Raw genomic sequence first — 15078 nt, forward strand, 5'->3', positions numbered from 1 at the left:
CGAGACCGGACATCACACGAAACGTACCTATCGGAGACCTCGGAGCCGTACCCACTGCGCATCCATCGCGGAATTCCGAGGCGAAATCCTCCCTCCGACTCGGGACGCGGCAACACCTGCAAAGGCGACCCGACCACTCGACCAACGCAACGAGCGGACCCGCTGCCGTCGAGTGGCGCCGCTGGAGGAAGGAAGAGTCGACCGACAGCACGCCGCGGACCGAGGCCGCCGATGTCGACACCTCCGCTACGACGCGCAAGGAATACGCCGCCGAACACGCGAACCAAGCACCGACCAGCACTCGGCCAGAGCCCTCCCGCGAGCGGTCACAGCGGTGCGGTTCCCCCTGGCGGCACGGCACGAGGCTCGGCCCGGCATGGGCGAGGCCGAATGGACGGCGTCACGTCCACGGTGCTTCTCCGTCAACCATGCAACCATGGCGTATATCGCGGGGACTCGCACCGAACCGGCGACGGAAAGCCGTGCTGAAGGCACTGGCCGAGCCGAAGCCCAGGTCGAGGGCGAGATCGGAGATGCCCCGGTGGCGGTACGCGGGGTCGCGCAGGCGCGCGTAAGCGAGTTGCAGCCGCTCTTCCTTGATGAGTTCGCGTGGTGTGGTGCCGACGCGCTGCAGCGCGAGCTGGACTTGGCGCAGCGACCAGCCGAGAGCGTTGGCCACCGCGGCGCCGGTGAGTTCGGGGTCGTGGGCATGCGAGCGGATATACCGGCGAACCGCGAATTCCACCTCGGTGAGCCGGTCGGACGCGGGGGCGTGGTCGCCGCGGACGAGCAGGCACAGTAGTTCGACCATCCGGTCGGAGACGGCGTCGAATTGGTATCGGCCGAGGATGCCGCGCTCCGCGAACAAAGCGGTGGCGAGGTCGGCCACCACCCGCCCCAGTCCGGTGGTGAAGTCCAGCGGACGGGCCGGCGGGGCGACACGGTCGAGGCGATGATCGACCTCCCGCCGCGGGATGGTCATGATGAGCCCCTGGGTGTCGTCGCCCAAGGCCATCGCGAACGGCCGGTCGATGGTCACCAGACATCCCACGCCGGAGGGCAGGAGTGTGTCCCGGTCGTCCTGGCGGAGGGTGGCCGGACCGGCGGTGGGCAGGAGCAGCCGATAGTCGTCGTCGGAGTCGTCACGCACGTGTCGAACGCCACGGTAGTAGGTCACCGCGTCGGACTTCCATCCGATGAGCTGGTAGTTGTCGGTGCGGCGCAGCGCCGTGCGGCCACGGAAACCATCGCGACGGGGGAATTCGTAGCCCAGGCGGCAGTGATACGAATCGATCAGCTCGGTCCAGTAGTCCGCGCGTTCCCGCGGAGCGACGGCACTCGTGGTCGCGGACTCGACAACAGCTGCGCTTTCCATCGGCACCAACTCCCGAAACACGATCCAACCGCGCATCCGTATCCGAATGGGGCTCGGCCCACAGAATAGGACGTAGTGGTGGGCGCCGGGCGCCGGTGGCCACGTCGTGACGCTGCGCCCGGCCGCAATTTCTGTGCGTCCGCCGGCAAGTGGGGCGCGTGCACCGGCTCTACCGTCACAGGTGCCCGCCGCGGGAGGGCGCCGACACCGAGTCCCACGGCCGGCTCCGACTCTCTGTACCGACGACCACGAGGAGTTCCGATGCGCAGGATCGTCCTGGGCCACGACGAATCCGGGAAGACGCAGGTGCTTTCCGACGAGAACGTCGCCCCCATCACCATCGCCATGCTGCCGGGGGCGGAGCTTCACCGGATGTGGGAGCTCGACGAGACACCGACTCTCCCGGTGACCGAGACGCAGGGCCCGGCAACCGGTTCGTTCTTCCCCGGTCCCGGCGGACTCCGCTTCGGTTTCATCACCGTACCACCGGGCATGTCCTACGAGCCGCCGGCAGACATGTCCCCCGAGGACCTCTCAGCGGCGGCGGCGGAAGCCGAGGCGAAACTGCCGGGCATGTTCTCCACCTTCAACGCGGAGCAGCCCGGAGTGCACACCACCCACACGGTCGATTTCGTGGTCGTGCTGTCCGGCGAGGGCCTGCTGCGCACCGACGAGGAGGTCGACGTACCACTGCATCCCGGTGATTGCGTGATCCAGAACGGCTCCGCGCACGCATGGCTCAACAACGGCACGCAGCCGTTCGTCTTCTGCTACGCCCTGTGCGGTGCGCGCTGACCGGTCTGTCCCGCCGGTTCGGCCGATCGCAGGCCGGACGTCGAGAAGGCGCCCACTGCGGCGCCTTCTCTTGGTTGAGGACCGGACCTGCCGGGTCGCTCGGATCTGACGGGATCCCCTCGACGAGCGTGAGACATTTTACAAGAGCCCGGCATCCCGGGAGGCCATCCGGTCCTACTGCGAGGCCAGGCTCGCCGAATGGCCGGTCGCGCACCGCCGTACGACGCACACCACGTCCGCGGGCGAAACCCACGTCCTCACCACTGGCGACGGACCACCCGCCGTCGTCTTCGTCGCCGGCACCAGTTCCTGCGCCGCGGCCTGCCTGCCGTTCCTGTCCGCCCTGGCCGCCAGGCATCCCGTTATGGCCGTAGACGTTCTCGGGCAGCCGGGGCTCAGCGCCGACCAACGGCCCCGCCGGAACCGAATGAACTGGTACGGACGGATGCTCGCCGACCTACTCGACCGAACCGTCACCGCTCCGTGACCGTCGTCGGTCATTCACTGGGTGGCGGCATCGTGATGGCCTGCGATTCGCCCCGCATCGGCGGACGCCTGCTGCCGGCGCCGTCGGGATTGATTCGGCTGACGGTCGCCACCGGCGAGCACGACATCTTCCTTCCACCCGACCGACTCGACCCAGCCGTTTCGCGCAAGTTCGACCGGCCACTACAGGTTGTGCCGGACGCCGGGCATCTGATAATGGACGACCGGACCGAATCCGTTCTCGACCTCATCGACGAGTTGCGCAGCCGAACCGGTCTCGACAAACCGCCGAGGTCCCACAAAGCATAGGGTAGGTCCAACACCTGCACCGCTGAACTGCTGGTCGGGCAGGGTTGGCCGAACTCGAACCGGTTCCTGCGCGGGTTGGACAGAGGCCACGAGGCGATCCTGGCCCGACTCTGTCTGCACTACAACAACGACCCCGCCGAAGGTGTCAATACGAAAGCCGATCACGCTTTCACACAATGAGCGGGTTCCTCGAATTCGTCGGCCGGGACATGGTTGCCTCGGCCGACCGCCGGCGGAAGGTATTCGACGGAACCGACCCTACAGAGTCCGGTAACTCATAGACCCTCACGACCGAATCGGCGGCCTGACTCGAAGTGGCAGCCAAGGTGGCGCAGCTGCGCGGTATACCCCCACTGCTTGATAATGGCTACCTGTCCCGCTCCACCACGACCAGAGGGATCTCGCGTTCGGTCTGCTGTTGATGCGCCGCCATATGCGGGTACTGCTCACCCAGCAGGCCGAGCAACCGCTCACGCTCGATACCCGACGCGGTGTGTGCGGTGCCGATGAACCGGTCGATGCCCTCGGACGTGGGCTGTTCGATGAGCACCTGTGGATTCGCAACCAAGTTTCGGTACCACGCCGGGTGGTTGGGAGCTGCCATATTGGACGCCCACAGCACGATCCGGTCCTCACCGTCGGTGAAGTAACCGAGCGGGACGACGTGTTGCCGGCCGCTGCGAGCACCGGTGGTGGTCAGGAGGACGAGATCCGCCCCCTCCAGCATCCCGTCCATAGTGATCTCCCCACGGTTGGCGCGGAAGTTCTCCACCACAGACCGATTGAACACACGCATGTCATCAGGCATCGACACCATAGCTACGGTAGTACCACACCAAAGCGTGTTTCGAAGCCGAGTACGGGCCTGCTCGTCAGGGGCGGGCGTGGACACCGATGCCCCGGAGACGATGAGGTTGTCGCCGGTGATGTAGCCGCCGGCGTGAGAGGCAAGGAAGGCCACGACTTCGGCGATGTCGGCGGGAGCGCCGACGCGGCCGAGCGGAACGTCCCGAGCCCAGGCGTCGATCTTTTCCGGGGAGACACCCATCTTGCCGTAGGCAGGGAGGGCGTTGATCAGTCCCGGGCCGACGGCGTTGACGCGGATGCGCCGGGGGCGAGTTCGAGCGCGGGGGGTACCAGGGCTCCCTTGGCGGCTGTCATGGCGGCTCCGACCCCATCGCCGGCGCCCACGGTGAACACCGACCGAGGCGCCCTCGTTAAGGAGCGGGAACGCCTTTTGCAGGGCGAAGAAGGCACCCTTGACATTGATGCCGAATAGGGCATCGAAGGCGGCTTCGTCGGTTGACTCGATCGGACCGGAGCGGGAGATGTCCGCATTGAGGAAGAGCAGGTCGAGGGAGCCGAATTGCCGGCGTTCCCGGTCGATCGCATGGTCGACGTCCGGCAGGGACCGCGCGTCGGCCCGGACGGCATGACGTCTGCCGACCTCCCGAGAGATCCTCGAGACGACCCTGTGCCTGTTCCCCGAGCAGGGCTACGACGAGACGACCATCGCCCAGATCGCCCGAGAGGCGGGCGTCTCCCAGCGAGCCCTCTTCCGCTACTTCAGTACCAAGGAAGACATTCTCGGCGGCAACCGGGACCGGTTCGGGCAAGTCCTGACGGACACGATCAGCGAACAGCCGCCGAAGCCAGTGTCCGGGAAGCCCTGCGCGCAGGGGTGGCTGCCGTACTCGCCTTGCACGAGAGCCGCGAGCAGGCGCTGGAGCGGTTCCGTCTCCTGCACAACACCCCCTCGCTGCATGCCGGTTGGCTCGAAAAGCGGCTGCGGTTCGAGGAGGACCTGCTGCCGCTCATCGAGGCGCGTATGGGTGCTACTGCCGGTAGCGCGGATGCGAGGGCCCGCGCAGTGACCGCTACGGCATTCGCATGTCTGGATGCCGCATCGATGACGTGGGTCGACAATGACGGCAAGGGCAACATCATGGACCTGTAGTGCTGCGATGGGAGGCAGGTTGCGCCGGGCTGCCATGCGGGCGTGCGACGGCGCAGGACCCACCGGTGTCGTGCACACTGGTCATCGAAGCCCTCGGTTATCGAAAGCTCTCTTTTCGCAAGAGAACATGATCGGCCAAGGGCTTCGCCCGTGATCATCGGGGGTACCGAAACCCCAGCTCAGAGGCTAACTCGAGCTAGGCGTTGCGCGTGGGCCCCATGATGACGGTGACCGATGATGGGTCGATCCCGGTCGGCAGCATCGACCACAGTCGCTGCAGATCACCGGTGGTGGTGTGGAACTCAGGGCCTGACCATAGGAATCCGCTTGCTCGTCGGCCAGACCGGCCCGGTGCGCCGCCCTGCAGGCGGCATCGATACCCAGCCGCAACTCCAATGTTCCGGCTCCCATCTGCTCGGCGGCCCCGGATCCGGCGTGAGAATCCCCTCGCGGGAGTGGATGCAGTACCAGACATTCCCCAACAGGGGTCTCCGCATTCACGCCGCACGGCGGATGCCGAGTCGCCGGGTTTCCAACAGAACGCATCCAACCCGGCGACGACCCCGCTTGCCCACAACCAACAGGCAAGGATCACAACCCCACTGGGGCATCGAACCGAAAGTGCGACAGAACCGAAAGTGCGACAGAACCGAAAGTGCGACAGAACCGAAAGTGCGACAGAACCGAAAGTGCGACAGAACCGAAAGTGCGACAGAACCGAAAGTGCGACAGAACCGAAAGTGCGACAGAACCGAAAGTGCGACAGAACCGCTACCTTGACAGACCTATCTGACAAATCCGAACGGGCACAACGGTTATGGTTGAAAATCTACCGAAACCTGCTTGCACACAGTAGCATACCTGTCGTGGGGGGCGACAGATGGTCACTCACCGAAGGTGGTCGATCCACCAGATCGATATTGTCCGAATCCCTATTATCAGCGACGATAGTAAGGGGCGAAGGAGGTTTCCTCATGAAGAAGCTTGACGAACTCACCGCGTTGAACCTGGAACAGCTTATGGCCGATGCCAGTCCCGCGCTGCGTGCCGCAATCGAGCGTTACCTGGCCCCGGCCGGTCGCGGCCACTTCGGCTTCCAAGCATTCATCGACCTCGGCAGTTAGTCCGCAGTGTCGGACACGCCGCCTTCGATCGGGGGTTCGACGCGCCGACGACGGAGACCAGTTGCGGCTGTTCAACGCATCATCGAACTCTTGCTCGTGGACAGCCGCCCTCGGAGCCCGTCGGCCTCGCCCCCATTCGGCTGGTCGTGATCGGGACCGGCGGCACACTGGAACAGGCCAACGAATCGAAATCGACCTTCGCCGGAGCTACAAAACTCGGATACAAAGGCTATGGAAACCCACTCGACCTAGCACTCAATAAGCCTTCCATGGCAGCCCAACAGATTGACGCTCGAGGTCTGCGGCGGTGGAGCATTCGCAGACCGGTATCGCGCGAGCAACGGATTCCGCAACCCGTCGGTGTATACGGCAACTTGAAGAGACCGATCCCCCATATCGAGTCTCGAGTGCGGGCAGGTATCGGTGCCGCAATCGGAACGTTTCGGCAGGAGACTACTATTGACAACCAATATCGTCGTCGAGATCGATGACGTCGTAGCCGACTTGGCTTCCGGACAGGGCACCGAGCAGAGCATCGAAACATTGACGCGCGGCCTACTGACAACTCGAATGATTCTGCTGCGCACACTGATGACCGAAATGATGACTCGGATGCCCGAGAGCGCCGCGGCCGCACGACTTCCCGACGCATATCAGAACCTGACCGAGCTGCAGCGATCCTATCCGGCCCAGGCCGTAGCATTGCTGACTCATCCGCACACCGGCGCTTGGCTCGCCCATATGCTGAAACGAATCCGCAGTACATCCGACGACACGGCGACTCCGCTGTGGGCCGACTGTTGCTATTTGGGCTGGCTCGCTGCAGCCGGGTCCATCGCCTGCAGGACCACGGGCTCACTCGAGCTCGTGGTTCGCAATGGCATCGTAATGCTGCCCAGGATCGGAATGGCTCACCTCGGCGATGCCGACCACTGCGGACATTGCGAACTGCGCTGGACGACAACGGGCGCCTTGAGCTTCACTTCCGGAGATTGTACCGTCGAAGTCCTCTCTCCGAATGTCGACTCCGCCCCGGCCTGGCTGACACTACGGCGTGTGCGGGGCGCGAACGACGAGCCGGAGGTTTTCCTCGACGACCTCGACCCATTCCGCAACCCGGATGACCGATCCGACCTACCCCGACTCACACCGGCACAAGCCCATTCATGGCAGCAGGATTTCGCCGCGGCCTGGGATTTGTTGCGCCGTGATTTCGGCCCCTACTTGACCGCGATGCGCAGTTGTCTGCATACGTTGACACCGCTGAGCGTTGCTCCGCCCGCCCAAGCCACGAGCCACACTCTCTTCACCGGATCCGGTTGTGTCTACACCACAGCCCCAACAGATCCGTGTGCGCTGGCACTCACCCTGATTCACGAGATCCAACACTCGAAGTTCGGTTTACTGACCGATCAGATCGTACTGTTCGATGACGATCTCACCGCCCGCTTCTATGCACCATGGCGTGATGACCCGAGACCGATCCTTGGTCTGCTGCATGGGATTTACGCATTCTTCGGTATCACCGACTTCTGGCGAATTCACCGTCACTCCGCCTGCCACGGATCGCTGCAGGCACATGTCAATTTCGAATTATGGCGCGTGCAGGTGGAAGGGGCTATTGCACAGGCAGCAACGTCAGGTCTGCTCACCACCGCAGGTGAGCGATTCCTGGACGGGCTCGTGGCGTGCATACGATCCTGGCACGACGAGGAAGTGCCTGCCGCAGCCAAGGTCGCTGCAGCAGAAGTGTCCGATGCACATCGGACGTTCTGGCATGTGCGCAATCTGCGACCCGATAGAGACGGAGTCGCCGATCTCGCAGCGCAGTGGATGTCCGGCGCGGCGCGGCCCGAAGTCCTACCACCCGCCCACCTGGTGGATCAGGCGACCGTGCCGGACAACTATCGCCGCCTCTACCTCGAGGCACAGTTGAAGGTGGCCGATAGGGATGTGGCAGAGGCGCTCTACTGCCCGGAGCAGCCGCGTGGGGATCGCGCCTACCTGGCCGGTGATCAGTCTCGCGCGGTGGCCCACTACCAGGAGGAGCTCGATATCGATCCGCTACGTCCGCAACTGTGGGCCGGTTTGGCGTTGGCCCTGCCGAAGCTGTATCCGAACAAAGACTTCAGCATTCTGAGCGACAGGGCCGACGTGGCGGCTTGGCTGTACCAGACTCTGCGCGTCGGCGTCGGCGACCTCGAGATCGTCGACCTGGTCGGATGGTTGTCGAAAGGTGACAGGATCCGTTAGTAGCTCGTGGATTTACACCAACGGCGTTGCCAACTTCGAGTGTGGCGTCTCCAGGCTGGGGTGATCGGCGGGTGTGACGATCACTCGAGGGTTGTAGTGTAGGTCGCCGCTTCAGACCTGGAACGAGGCACCGGCACTACCAGTATGCCTGCAACAGCCTAACCCGAGCCTGGCACCCACCCAATACGCCCTCGACCAACCTTGTCCGCACCATGTTGATAAAACCACGAGAATTATTGTCCGGTAACCGGATTCTTCGATCGAGTAAACCACCGCCCACGTCGATACGCCGCACCGCTACACTGCCGGCGTCAAGTCCTACTGAATAACCCAGTGAATGCGATGGGTAGAAAGACGAGTGAGAAGGTAACATCGATGGAGAAGTTCGCAACAGAATTGCCCTGGCCTGGCTGGGGAGTGGAATTTTCGAATCTGCGTTGCCGCGGCTGGGAGCCGAAGGCGTTCACGGAGTTCATCGTCAAAATCCACAGTCGCTGTAATCTGGCCTGCGACTATTGCTACGTCTACGAGATGGCGGACCAGAGTTGGCGTGCACAACCGAAAGTAATGAGCCGCAAGGTATTCGAGGATTCGTGCCGGATGATCGCCGCGCATGCCCGCCAGTTCGCGCTGCCCAAGGTCGGTCTTGTGTTCCACGGCGGCGAGCCCTTGCTGGCCGGACATCGGGATCTGGAGTATTTCGCCCGGACGGCGCATGAGGTGCTGGAGCCGGTCGCCGAGGTATGCCTGGGTATGCAGACCAACGGCGTGCTGATCGACGAGGATTTCCTGCAGATCTGCGAACAATGGCACATCAAAGTCGGAGTCAGTCTCGACGGAGATGAGCACGGACACGACCGACATCGCCTGGATCGTCGCGGTCAAGGCAGCTACATGCAGGTCGTCGCCGGGCTGGAACAACTGCTGGCTGCCGAGCGGCGCCATCTGTTTTCCGGGTTGTTGTGCACGATCGACCTGTCGAACGATCCGGTGAATACCTATGAGGCTTTGGTGCGGTTCCGGCCGCCTGCAATCGATTTCCTGCTACCACACGGCAACTGGACCACGCCGCCACCCGGACGCTCGGCCGACGAGACGGCGAAACCATATGCCGACTGGCTGATCGCAGTGTTCGAGCGCTGGTATGGCGCACCGGAACTCGAGACCAGGGTACGGCTGTTCGGCGACATCATCGAACTGCTGCTGGGCGGAGAGGTTGCCTCGGAAACCGTCGGTCTCGCCCCGGTGCGGTTGGCCGTCATCGAAACCGACGGCAGCCTCGAGCAGGTCGACGAGCTGAAATCGGCATTCGACGGCGCCACCAAGATCCCGGTGCGAGGTGAAGGAAATCCACTCGACCTGGCGTTATGGGACCCTTCGATCGCGGCGCGCCAGATCGGTACCGCCGCGCTGAGCCAGACCTGCCTGGCATGCCCGATCCACACAGTATGTGGCGGTGGACACTACGTACACCGGTACCGAGAGGGTAGCGGCTTCCGAAACCCGTCGGTGTACTGCGCCGACCTGAAGAAGCTCATCCATCACATCGACTCACGCGTGCGGGCCGAGATCGGTGCCGATCTCACGTACTGACAACAGGAGCCTGCCATGACCGCCGCCTCCGTCGGAACCGACGACCTCCTCACCGACTTGGCTTCCGGATTCGGTCTCGAGAACCTTGATCCATTCCGTGATGTGCAGCCGGACCAGCCTCCGCTGACTGCTGAGCGGTCGCAGCGCCGGCAGTGCAATGTCGAGTTGACACGGGTCCAATTGCAAACGGCGATTGCACAGGGCGCAACGTCCGCTCTGCTCACCGCCGAAGAGGGACACCTTCCGGGCGTGCTCATCGACAGCATTCGCTCATGGGACGAAGAATTTCTCTCATCGGCGATCCAGATCCAGCAGGCCGTTGTGGACGCAATGACGACTGAGCGCACATTGTGGTGGGTGTGCAATTTCGTACCGGACTCCGCCGGTATTGTCGACCCGACCGCGCGATGGGCGGCACGGTATTCCTGGGAGTTACGTACCGACCGGCTGTGTCCGCAACTGTGAGTGGGGCGGGCAATGGTGTTTCCTAAGATGTTCTCGGATAACGACTTCGACGTTCCCGATGCCCGTGCCGAAGTGGCGGCAGTATCTACCAGGCGCTGGATCACGGCACCGACGTCGTTGCTCCGCCGCACCGGCTGTCCCATGCGTCGCGGATCGACGGCTAGCCCGGGATTGCGCAGCAACCGGAACTTCCAGTTGCTGTGGTCCGGTACTGCGTTGTCGCTGATCGGCCTTCATGGCGTGCGCATCGCCTATCCGCTGCTGATGCTGGCGGTGACAGGCTCCCCCGTGGCCGCCGGGTGGGTCGGCTTCGCCTTGAACGCGCCGAGCTTGATCTTCCAAATCCCCTCCGGTGTGCTCGTGGACCGTACTGACCGGATCCGCCTACTATGGGTGTGCCAGCTCGTCGGGCTACTCGCCGCCTCGTGTGTCGCCGTGGCGGTTGCGGCCGATGCCCCAGGGCTGGTGGTGCTGGTGGCCGTCAGCGCCTTTGTCGAGGGCAGTGTGTACGTCTTTGTCGCTGTCAGCGAATTCGCCGCGGTCCGTGACCTCGTATCCGAGTCACAACGGCCTGCTGCCTTCTCACTTGTCGAAGCGGAGCAACCGATCGCTTCGCTGCTCGGACGCGCCGCCGGCGGCGCGATCTACGGTCTGGCCCGCTGGTTGCCGTTCGTGGTCGACGCTGCCTCCTATTTGTACTGCCTGCTTACCTTGACACTGATCCGACGCAGTCGGCAGACGCCGGCGAAACCGGTTCCCACCACCGAGGGATCGAATATTCGCGCTGTAGCCGAAGGCGTCCACGTGGTCTGGAATGAACGACTGCTACGCACATCGACAGCGGTAACAGGACTGTCGAACATGGTCGTCCAGGTCGTGCTGCTGCTGATTCTGCTGGAACTGGAGAACAGCGGGCGGCCGGCGTGGACGGTCGGCGCCGTGCTCGCCGCCGCGGGAGTCGGGGGAGTCGTAGGCGCGGCTGCCGCAGGCCGCCTCACCGCCCGCTTTCCGGCGCCGCTGGTCTACCGGGTCAGCCTGTGGGCTTGGACAGTGCTGCTCGTGCCGATCGCACTGAGTGACAACCCATTCGTGTTGGCATTGTGCTGGGGTGGCGTGGGCGCCGTCGGGGTCGCCGGCAATGTAGCGATAACGGTGTACCGGGTCGCCGTCATTCCCGAACACATCCTGGGCCGGGCGATGGCAACGATAGCGCTGGTGAACAATGGTGCCGTCGCGCTCGGCGCCCTCGGCGCCGGTTACCTGTTGTCTGCATTGGACACCGGCCCGGTGCGGTGGATCACGCTTGCAGCGATGTTCGGACTGGCCTGCAGTGCAGGTATCCGTCCTATCCGCTCGTTCCAGACCCCTGGCCGGGTCGCCTGATCCGGGGCTGAGGAACCGGTGACGACGGTTGTCGCTGAGCCTCGATCCTACGATGACATCGTCACACGCCGGCCCGACGGCCGGCTACCGCAAATCGCCCGTTTGTGCGACTACGTCAACATCCTGACAGCCGCCAACCACCACAGGACACGACATCCAGCAACATCTCTCCCGTCCACGAGCCCCGTTCCGGGCTGAGAATTGTTGTAAAGGAACGTGTTCGATGAAGATTCGGTTCAAATCCGATGGCCCAGGGAGGTAGCGCCCCGGTCCGTCGCGACTCTCGGTCTCCTGGAAGGCCGAGTAGGCACTACCGGAATATTTCGCCCGATGCTCCTCGACCCCCGGAACCCGGCCGGGGGGATCGCCGGCCCGGCTCAGCGCGGACGTGCCACGTTCTGGGGGAACTGCCCCTGTACGTTGCCGGGTGGGCTGTAGAGAGCGACGCCCGCGGTGTAGCCGCCCTCCGAGGCGTACCCGACACCGAGTTGCGTGCTGGCCTTCCACACCAACTGCGTGAAATGACCCGTTGCCATGCTGAACCCGGGGTTGTTGAAGTCGTAGTCCTTGACCTCGTCGTACCACATCTTCGTGCCCATCTGGACAAAGGGGACGGCGTCCCAGCGGCCCTGTCCCCCGACGAGGTTCTCCCCGGCCCCGCGCTTGTAGGGGCAGCTGTGATCGATCGTGCGCTTTTGGGCGTAGTACTGCGCGCATTGCTGGGCCGCGGCATTCAGGCTCTGGGTCAAGGTCATGGCCGGAGAATCATGCTTGGCCCGGTACTGGTTGTGCAGGGTGAGCCCGGTCTGCGTGTAATCGCTCTGTCCGGCGGCAGGGCCCCCGCCGGTGACGAGCGCGGTGAGCATCACCGCGGCAACAACCGATACCAACCGACCGACACGCACGACAACCTCCCGAGACAAAGCAGGACACAACCGAAACAAACCAGAGAACCATCGGAACACTCACAGGCGGTGGGCGTTTCGGTCTCGAGTGAGCATACCGGGTCTCGCCGCACTGTTCCTCGACTCTCGATATGCGCTCGACCCCTGAGCGAGGTGGCCGGTCCCCGCGCCGCAAACCGGGTGAATCGGGGTCGCCGTAGTATCGGCCGAATTTCGGGCGGATATGGCGTAGCTGCCGGCCGGTCGTCCGGGCGTTATGGACGTTCCACGTCGCGGCGGACGAGGCGGGCGACGCCGGCACCGAGGTCGATCTCGTCGCGCGGCGGTGCCCCGTCCGATGGCGTTTCACGGTGCATGAGGGTCGTGAGCCGCTGCTCGAACTCGATGTGCTTGGAGCCCTGAAACGCGGCGGTTACCTCCTCGAAGCCGGCGGCGGCGACCGGAGTACCGGAGCGGGATCGGGTCCACGGCAGCACCCGTGACCCGGTGAGCCGTTTCCAGACGACTTCGGCACCGGCCAGCGCGATCAACATCAGTGCCAGCCCGGGAATCGTCATCGCCACCAGCAAACCCATACAGGAATCTTACGGCCGGGCGAGCTATCCAGGGGTAGAGATGCAGACGGCCCGAATCCGGCGCTCGGGCTGCTACCGCAGATAGTCTCCCGAATCGCCGCGTCGTGGAACGTCCATAACGCCCGGACGACTGGCCGGCAACCGCGCATAGTAGGCCCGGATATCCGGGCCGTGGAACCTTAAATCCGCAGGTCGGTTGGCGGCGCTGTCGGCGACTCGCCGAACGACACGCCCGCTATCTTGTGGCCTGGGCCGGCTTCAGGATTCCGGGGTCTACACCCACATCGTGGACGAATACACGGTATGGGTGAACGCGGGGCGGCCCCCGGCCGACGAACTCGCGCGCCTGTATATGGAACCTCTGTTGTCACAGCAGTAACGCGGAAGAGTTGTCGACAACCGAAATATTCGCCGCGAAGGCGCGGTCCGTGTCCGACCACATGAAAGATCCGATCTGCTGCGCCAAAATGTGGCGTAGGGCCGGGATGACCGGCCGGGCCGAGAGCGACTGCGGGCGCCTGTGGCGCCGAGGATCGGTCCGGCCTGTCGTGATAGCGAGATTGGATCGAACAACGAAATCCTCGGGGCCATCTCGCGGACCACCGCAGAGTTGATCGGCACGCTGAAAAGGCGTCAGATCATATCGCAAACCGCCTGTACCGAGATACATTTGCTCACCCTATTGCACATGGAGTTGATCCAATATCCGAGGCCGATATTCACAATGGCGATCTGATCAAAAAATCAGATTCCGATCATACTGCCACATCCTCCACGGGACCAAATCCGGAAGAACGGTCGGCCCACGAATACCTGAGAAACATATACGAGGACCGGTATCACATGGACGGTTCGGCCCAGACTTATGCGTATTCTCATTCATTGGCATTATTACCGGAACGATATCACCGCATCGTCGCCGCCCACATGAAGGAAAACCCTCATGGGGGATCTGGTTGGGTAGCGGCCATTTGCACGACCTCGGCCATACGGCATGGCCTGCATCGAGGCGCCGGGACCAGATGCCCGGAGGGTGGCCCGACGGCTCGACTTGGGACGATGCCGGCGGTGTGTACGGTGAGGAGTTCCGGGCGCTACTCGTAGGCCACACACAACACTTCAGAAAAATACCGTGCCGCACGAATTCGGTCACGCACTCGATGACGCCCTCGACAGACCGAGCCAAGGGCCGATATTTTATCGGTTTCACGCCAAAGTTCTTCGCCACATTCAAAATACGAGACCGCGCATTGCCGAATATTTTTTCCCGGCCCGGCAATGCCGGGAAGCGAGAACTTTTCGCCGAAGGCATCGCCTGGCACAACAGACCCATGCAAAATCTACCCGACGGCGTTGACAGCCCCGCGCAACCGGAGTTCTACGGCTCGGTCGCCGCAGGCTATCATCTGGCTTCCTATTATCGGGCTCTGGACAAAGAATTGGGGATTCCGCAATGAGTGAAGAGCACCCCTTGGCCCGGCGTCTCGACGACGGGCGTATCCTTCTGCGCCACTTCGGACAAGGACTCGACGGCGATATCGTCGACGGATCGACCATCATCGGCCCCGAGGACCCCTCGTACCATGACTGGGACGCAGAGATCACTCGCCGGGAGCGCAACCCGAAACCTCTCGACGACACCGGCGACTACGAACCCATCGACTATGAAAACCTGGCCATACTTCCGGATATACGCCCAGATGCTCGCGACTGACCGCTCCGTCCAGGTTCCGCCCATGGCCCGACCGAGGTGGCGAATTTCTTCGTCCACTCGGCCAGGGTGCGACCGCCGATCACCTCGCGCAGGATCTGCACTGCGTCGGCAGTATCGGCCGCGGTCTTCTCCGCCTCCGCGAAA

At 63.5% G+C, this 15078-nt stretch carries 13 protein-coding genes and 3 pseudogenes; 11 read left to right on the forward strand and 5 right to left on the reverse strand.

What is annotated here, in order from left to right; all coding sequences use genetic code 11:
* Positions 1 to 400 precede the first annotated feature (400 nt).
* Complete coding sequence (locus ON20_RS30730) at positions 401 to 1375, reverse strand: AraC family transcriptional regulator (protein ID WP_051163674.1); 975 nt, start codon at positions 1373 to 1375, stop codon at positions 401 to 403.
* Positions 1376 to 1636: 261 nt separating this feature from the next.
* Here ON20_RS30730 and ON20_RS30735 point away from each other — a divergent pair, with 261 nt between their 5' ends.
* Complete coding sequence (locus tag ON20_RS30735) at positions 1637 to 2170, forward strand: cupin domain-containing protein (RefSeq protein ID WP_051163662.1); 534 nt, start codon at positions 1637 to 1639, stop codon at positions 2168 to 2170.
* A 483-nt stretch (positions 2171 to 2653) separates the two neighbouring features.
* Complete coding sequence (locus ON20_RS33730) at positions 2654 to 2965, forward strand: alpha/beta fold hydrolase family protein (RefSeq protein ID WP_051163663.1); 312 nt, start codon at positions 2654 to 2656, stop codon at positions 2963 to 2965.
* Between the two features lie 367 nt (positions 2966 to 3332).
* Here ON20_RS33730 and ON20_RS30745 read toward each other — a convergent pair whose 3' ends face one another.
* The gene (locus ON20_RS30745; RefSeq protein ID WP_218002714.1) at positions 3333 to 3755 is read right to left on the reverse strand and encodes a nitroreductase/quinone reductase family protein; all 423 of its coding nucleotides are present in this window, start codon (positions 3753 to 3755) and stop codon (positions 3333 to 3335) included.
* Positions 3756 to 3875: 120 nt separating this feature from the next.
* A pseudogene (locus ON20_RS40780) lies at positions 3876 to 4430 on the reverse strand (SDR family oxidoreductase); the annotation flags it as partial.
* On the opposite strand from ON20_RS40780, the pseudogene ON20_RS40785 reads away from it, so the two are divergent.
* The 7 genes and pseudogenes from ON20_RS40785 to ON20_RS30775 form a co-directional block, all read left to right on the forward strand.
* Positions 4423 to 4542: pseudogene (locus ON20_RS40785) on the forward strand (helix-turn-helix domain-containing protein); the annotation flags it as partial. The pseudogenes ON20_RS40780 and ON20_RS40785 sit on opposite strands and share 8 nt — an antisense overlap.
* Positions 4543 to 4631: 89 nt before the next feature.
* Positions 4632 to 4922, forward strand: a pseudogene (locus tag ON20_RS40790) (acyl-CoA-like ligand-binding transcription factor); the annotation flags it as partial.
* 974 nt (positions 4923 to 5896) lie between these two features.
* Positions 5897 to 6046, forward strand: a complete 150-nt coding sequence (locus ON20_RS37105) for a hypothetical protein (protein WP_157229144.1) — start codon at positions 5897 to 5899, stop codon at positions 6044 to 6046.
* Between the two features lie 459 nt (positions 6047 to 6505).
* Positions 6506 to 8299 (forward strand): HEXXH motif domain-containing protein, encoded by a 1794-nt coding sequence (locus ON20_RS30760; RefSeq protein WP_040841531.1) that lies wholly within the window; start codon positions 6506 to 6508, stop codon positions 8297 to 8299.
* Between the two features lie 375 nt (positions 8300 to 8674).
* The gene (locus ON20_RS30765; RefSeq protein ID WP_083865527.1) at positions 8675 to 9892 is read left to right on the forward strand and encodes an FxsB family cyclophane-forming radical SAM/SPASM peptide maturase; all 1218 of its coding nucleotides are present in this window, start codon (positions 8675 to 8677) and stop codon (positions 9890 to 9892) included.
* A 15-nt stretch (positions 9893 to 9907) separates the two neighbouring features.
* Positions 9908 to 10357, forward strand: a complete 450-nt coding sequence (locus tag ON20_RS30770) for a hypothetical protein (RefSeq protein ID WP_040841534.1) — start codon at positions 9908 to 9910, stop codon at positions 10355 to 10357.
* 171 nt (positions 10358 to 10528) lie between these two features.
* Positions 10529 to 11740 carry an MFS transporter gene (locus tag ON20_RS30775; RefSeq protein WP_040841535.1) on the forward strand — a complete coding sequence of 404 codons (1212 nt, stop codon included), beginning with the start codon at positions 10529 to 10531 and terminating at the stop codon, positions 11738 to 11740.
* Positions 11741 to 12117: 377 nt separating this feature from the next.
* On the opposite strand, the gene ON20_RS30780 is transcribed toward ON20_RS30775, so the two are convergent.
* Complete coding sequence (locus ON20_RS30780; RefSeq protein ID WP_157229145.1) at positions 12118 to 12645, reverse strand: CAP family protein; 528 nt, start codon at positions 12643 to 12645, stop codon at positions 12118 to 12120.
* Positions 12646 to 12899: 254 nt separating this feature from the next.
* The gene (locus tag ON20_RS30785) at positions 12900 to 13220 is read right to left on the reverse strand and encodes a DUF6191 domain-containing protein (protein ID WP_040841537.1); all 321 of its coding nucleotides are present in this window, start codon (positions 13218 to 13220) and stop codon (positions 12900 to 12902) included.
* A gap of 1160 nt (positions 13221 to 14380) precedes the next feature.
* Between ON20_RS30785 and ON20_RS30795 the strand changes: the two genes are divergently transcribed.
* Positions 14381 to 14677 (forward strand): hypothetical protein, encoded by a 297-nt coding sequence (locus ON20_RS30795; RefSeq protein ID WP_218002716.1) that lies wholly within the window; start codon positions 14381 to 14383, stop codon positions 14675 to 14677.
* On the forward strand, positions 14674 to 14934 hold the full coding sequence (locus ON20_RS30800; RefSeq protein WP_040841541.1) for a hypothetical protein: 261 nt from the start codon (positions 14674 to 14676) through the stop codon (positions 14932 to 14934). The genes ON20_RS30795 and ON20_RS30800 overlap by 4 nt, the downstream gene beginning before the upstream one ends.
* The last annotated feature ends 144 nt before the right edge of the window (positions 14935 to 15078 follow it).

This window comes from Nocardia brevicatena NBRC 12119 (assembly GCF_000308495.1).
In the GTDB taxonomy this organism is placed as follows: Bacteria; Actinomycetota; Actinomycetes; order Mycobacteriales; family Mycobacteriaceae; genus Nocardia; species Nocardia brevicatena.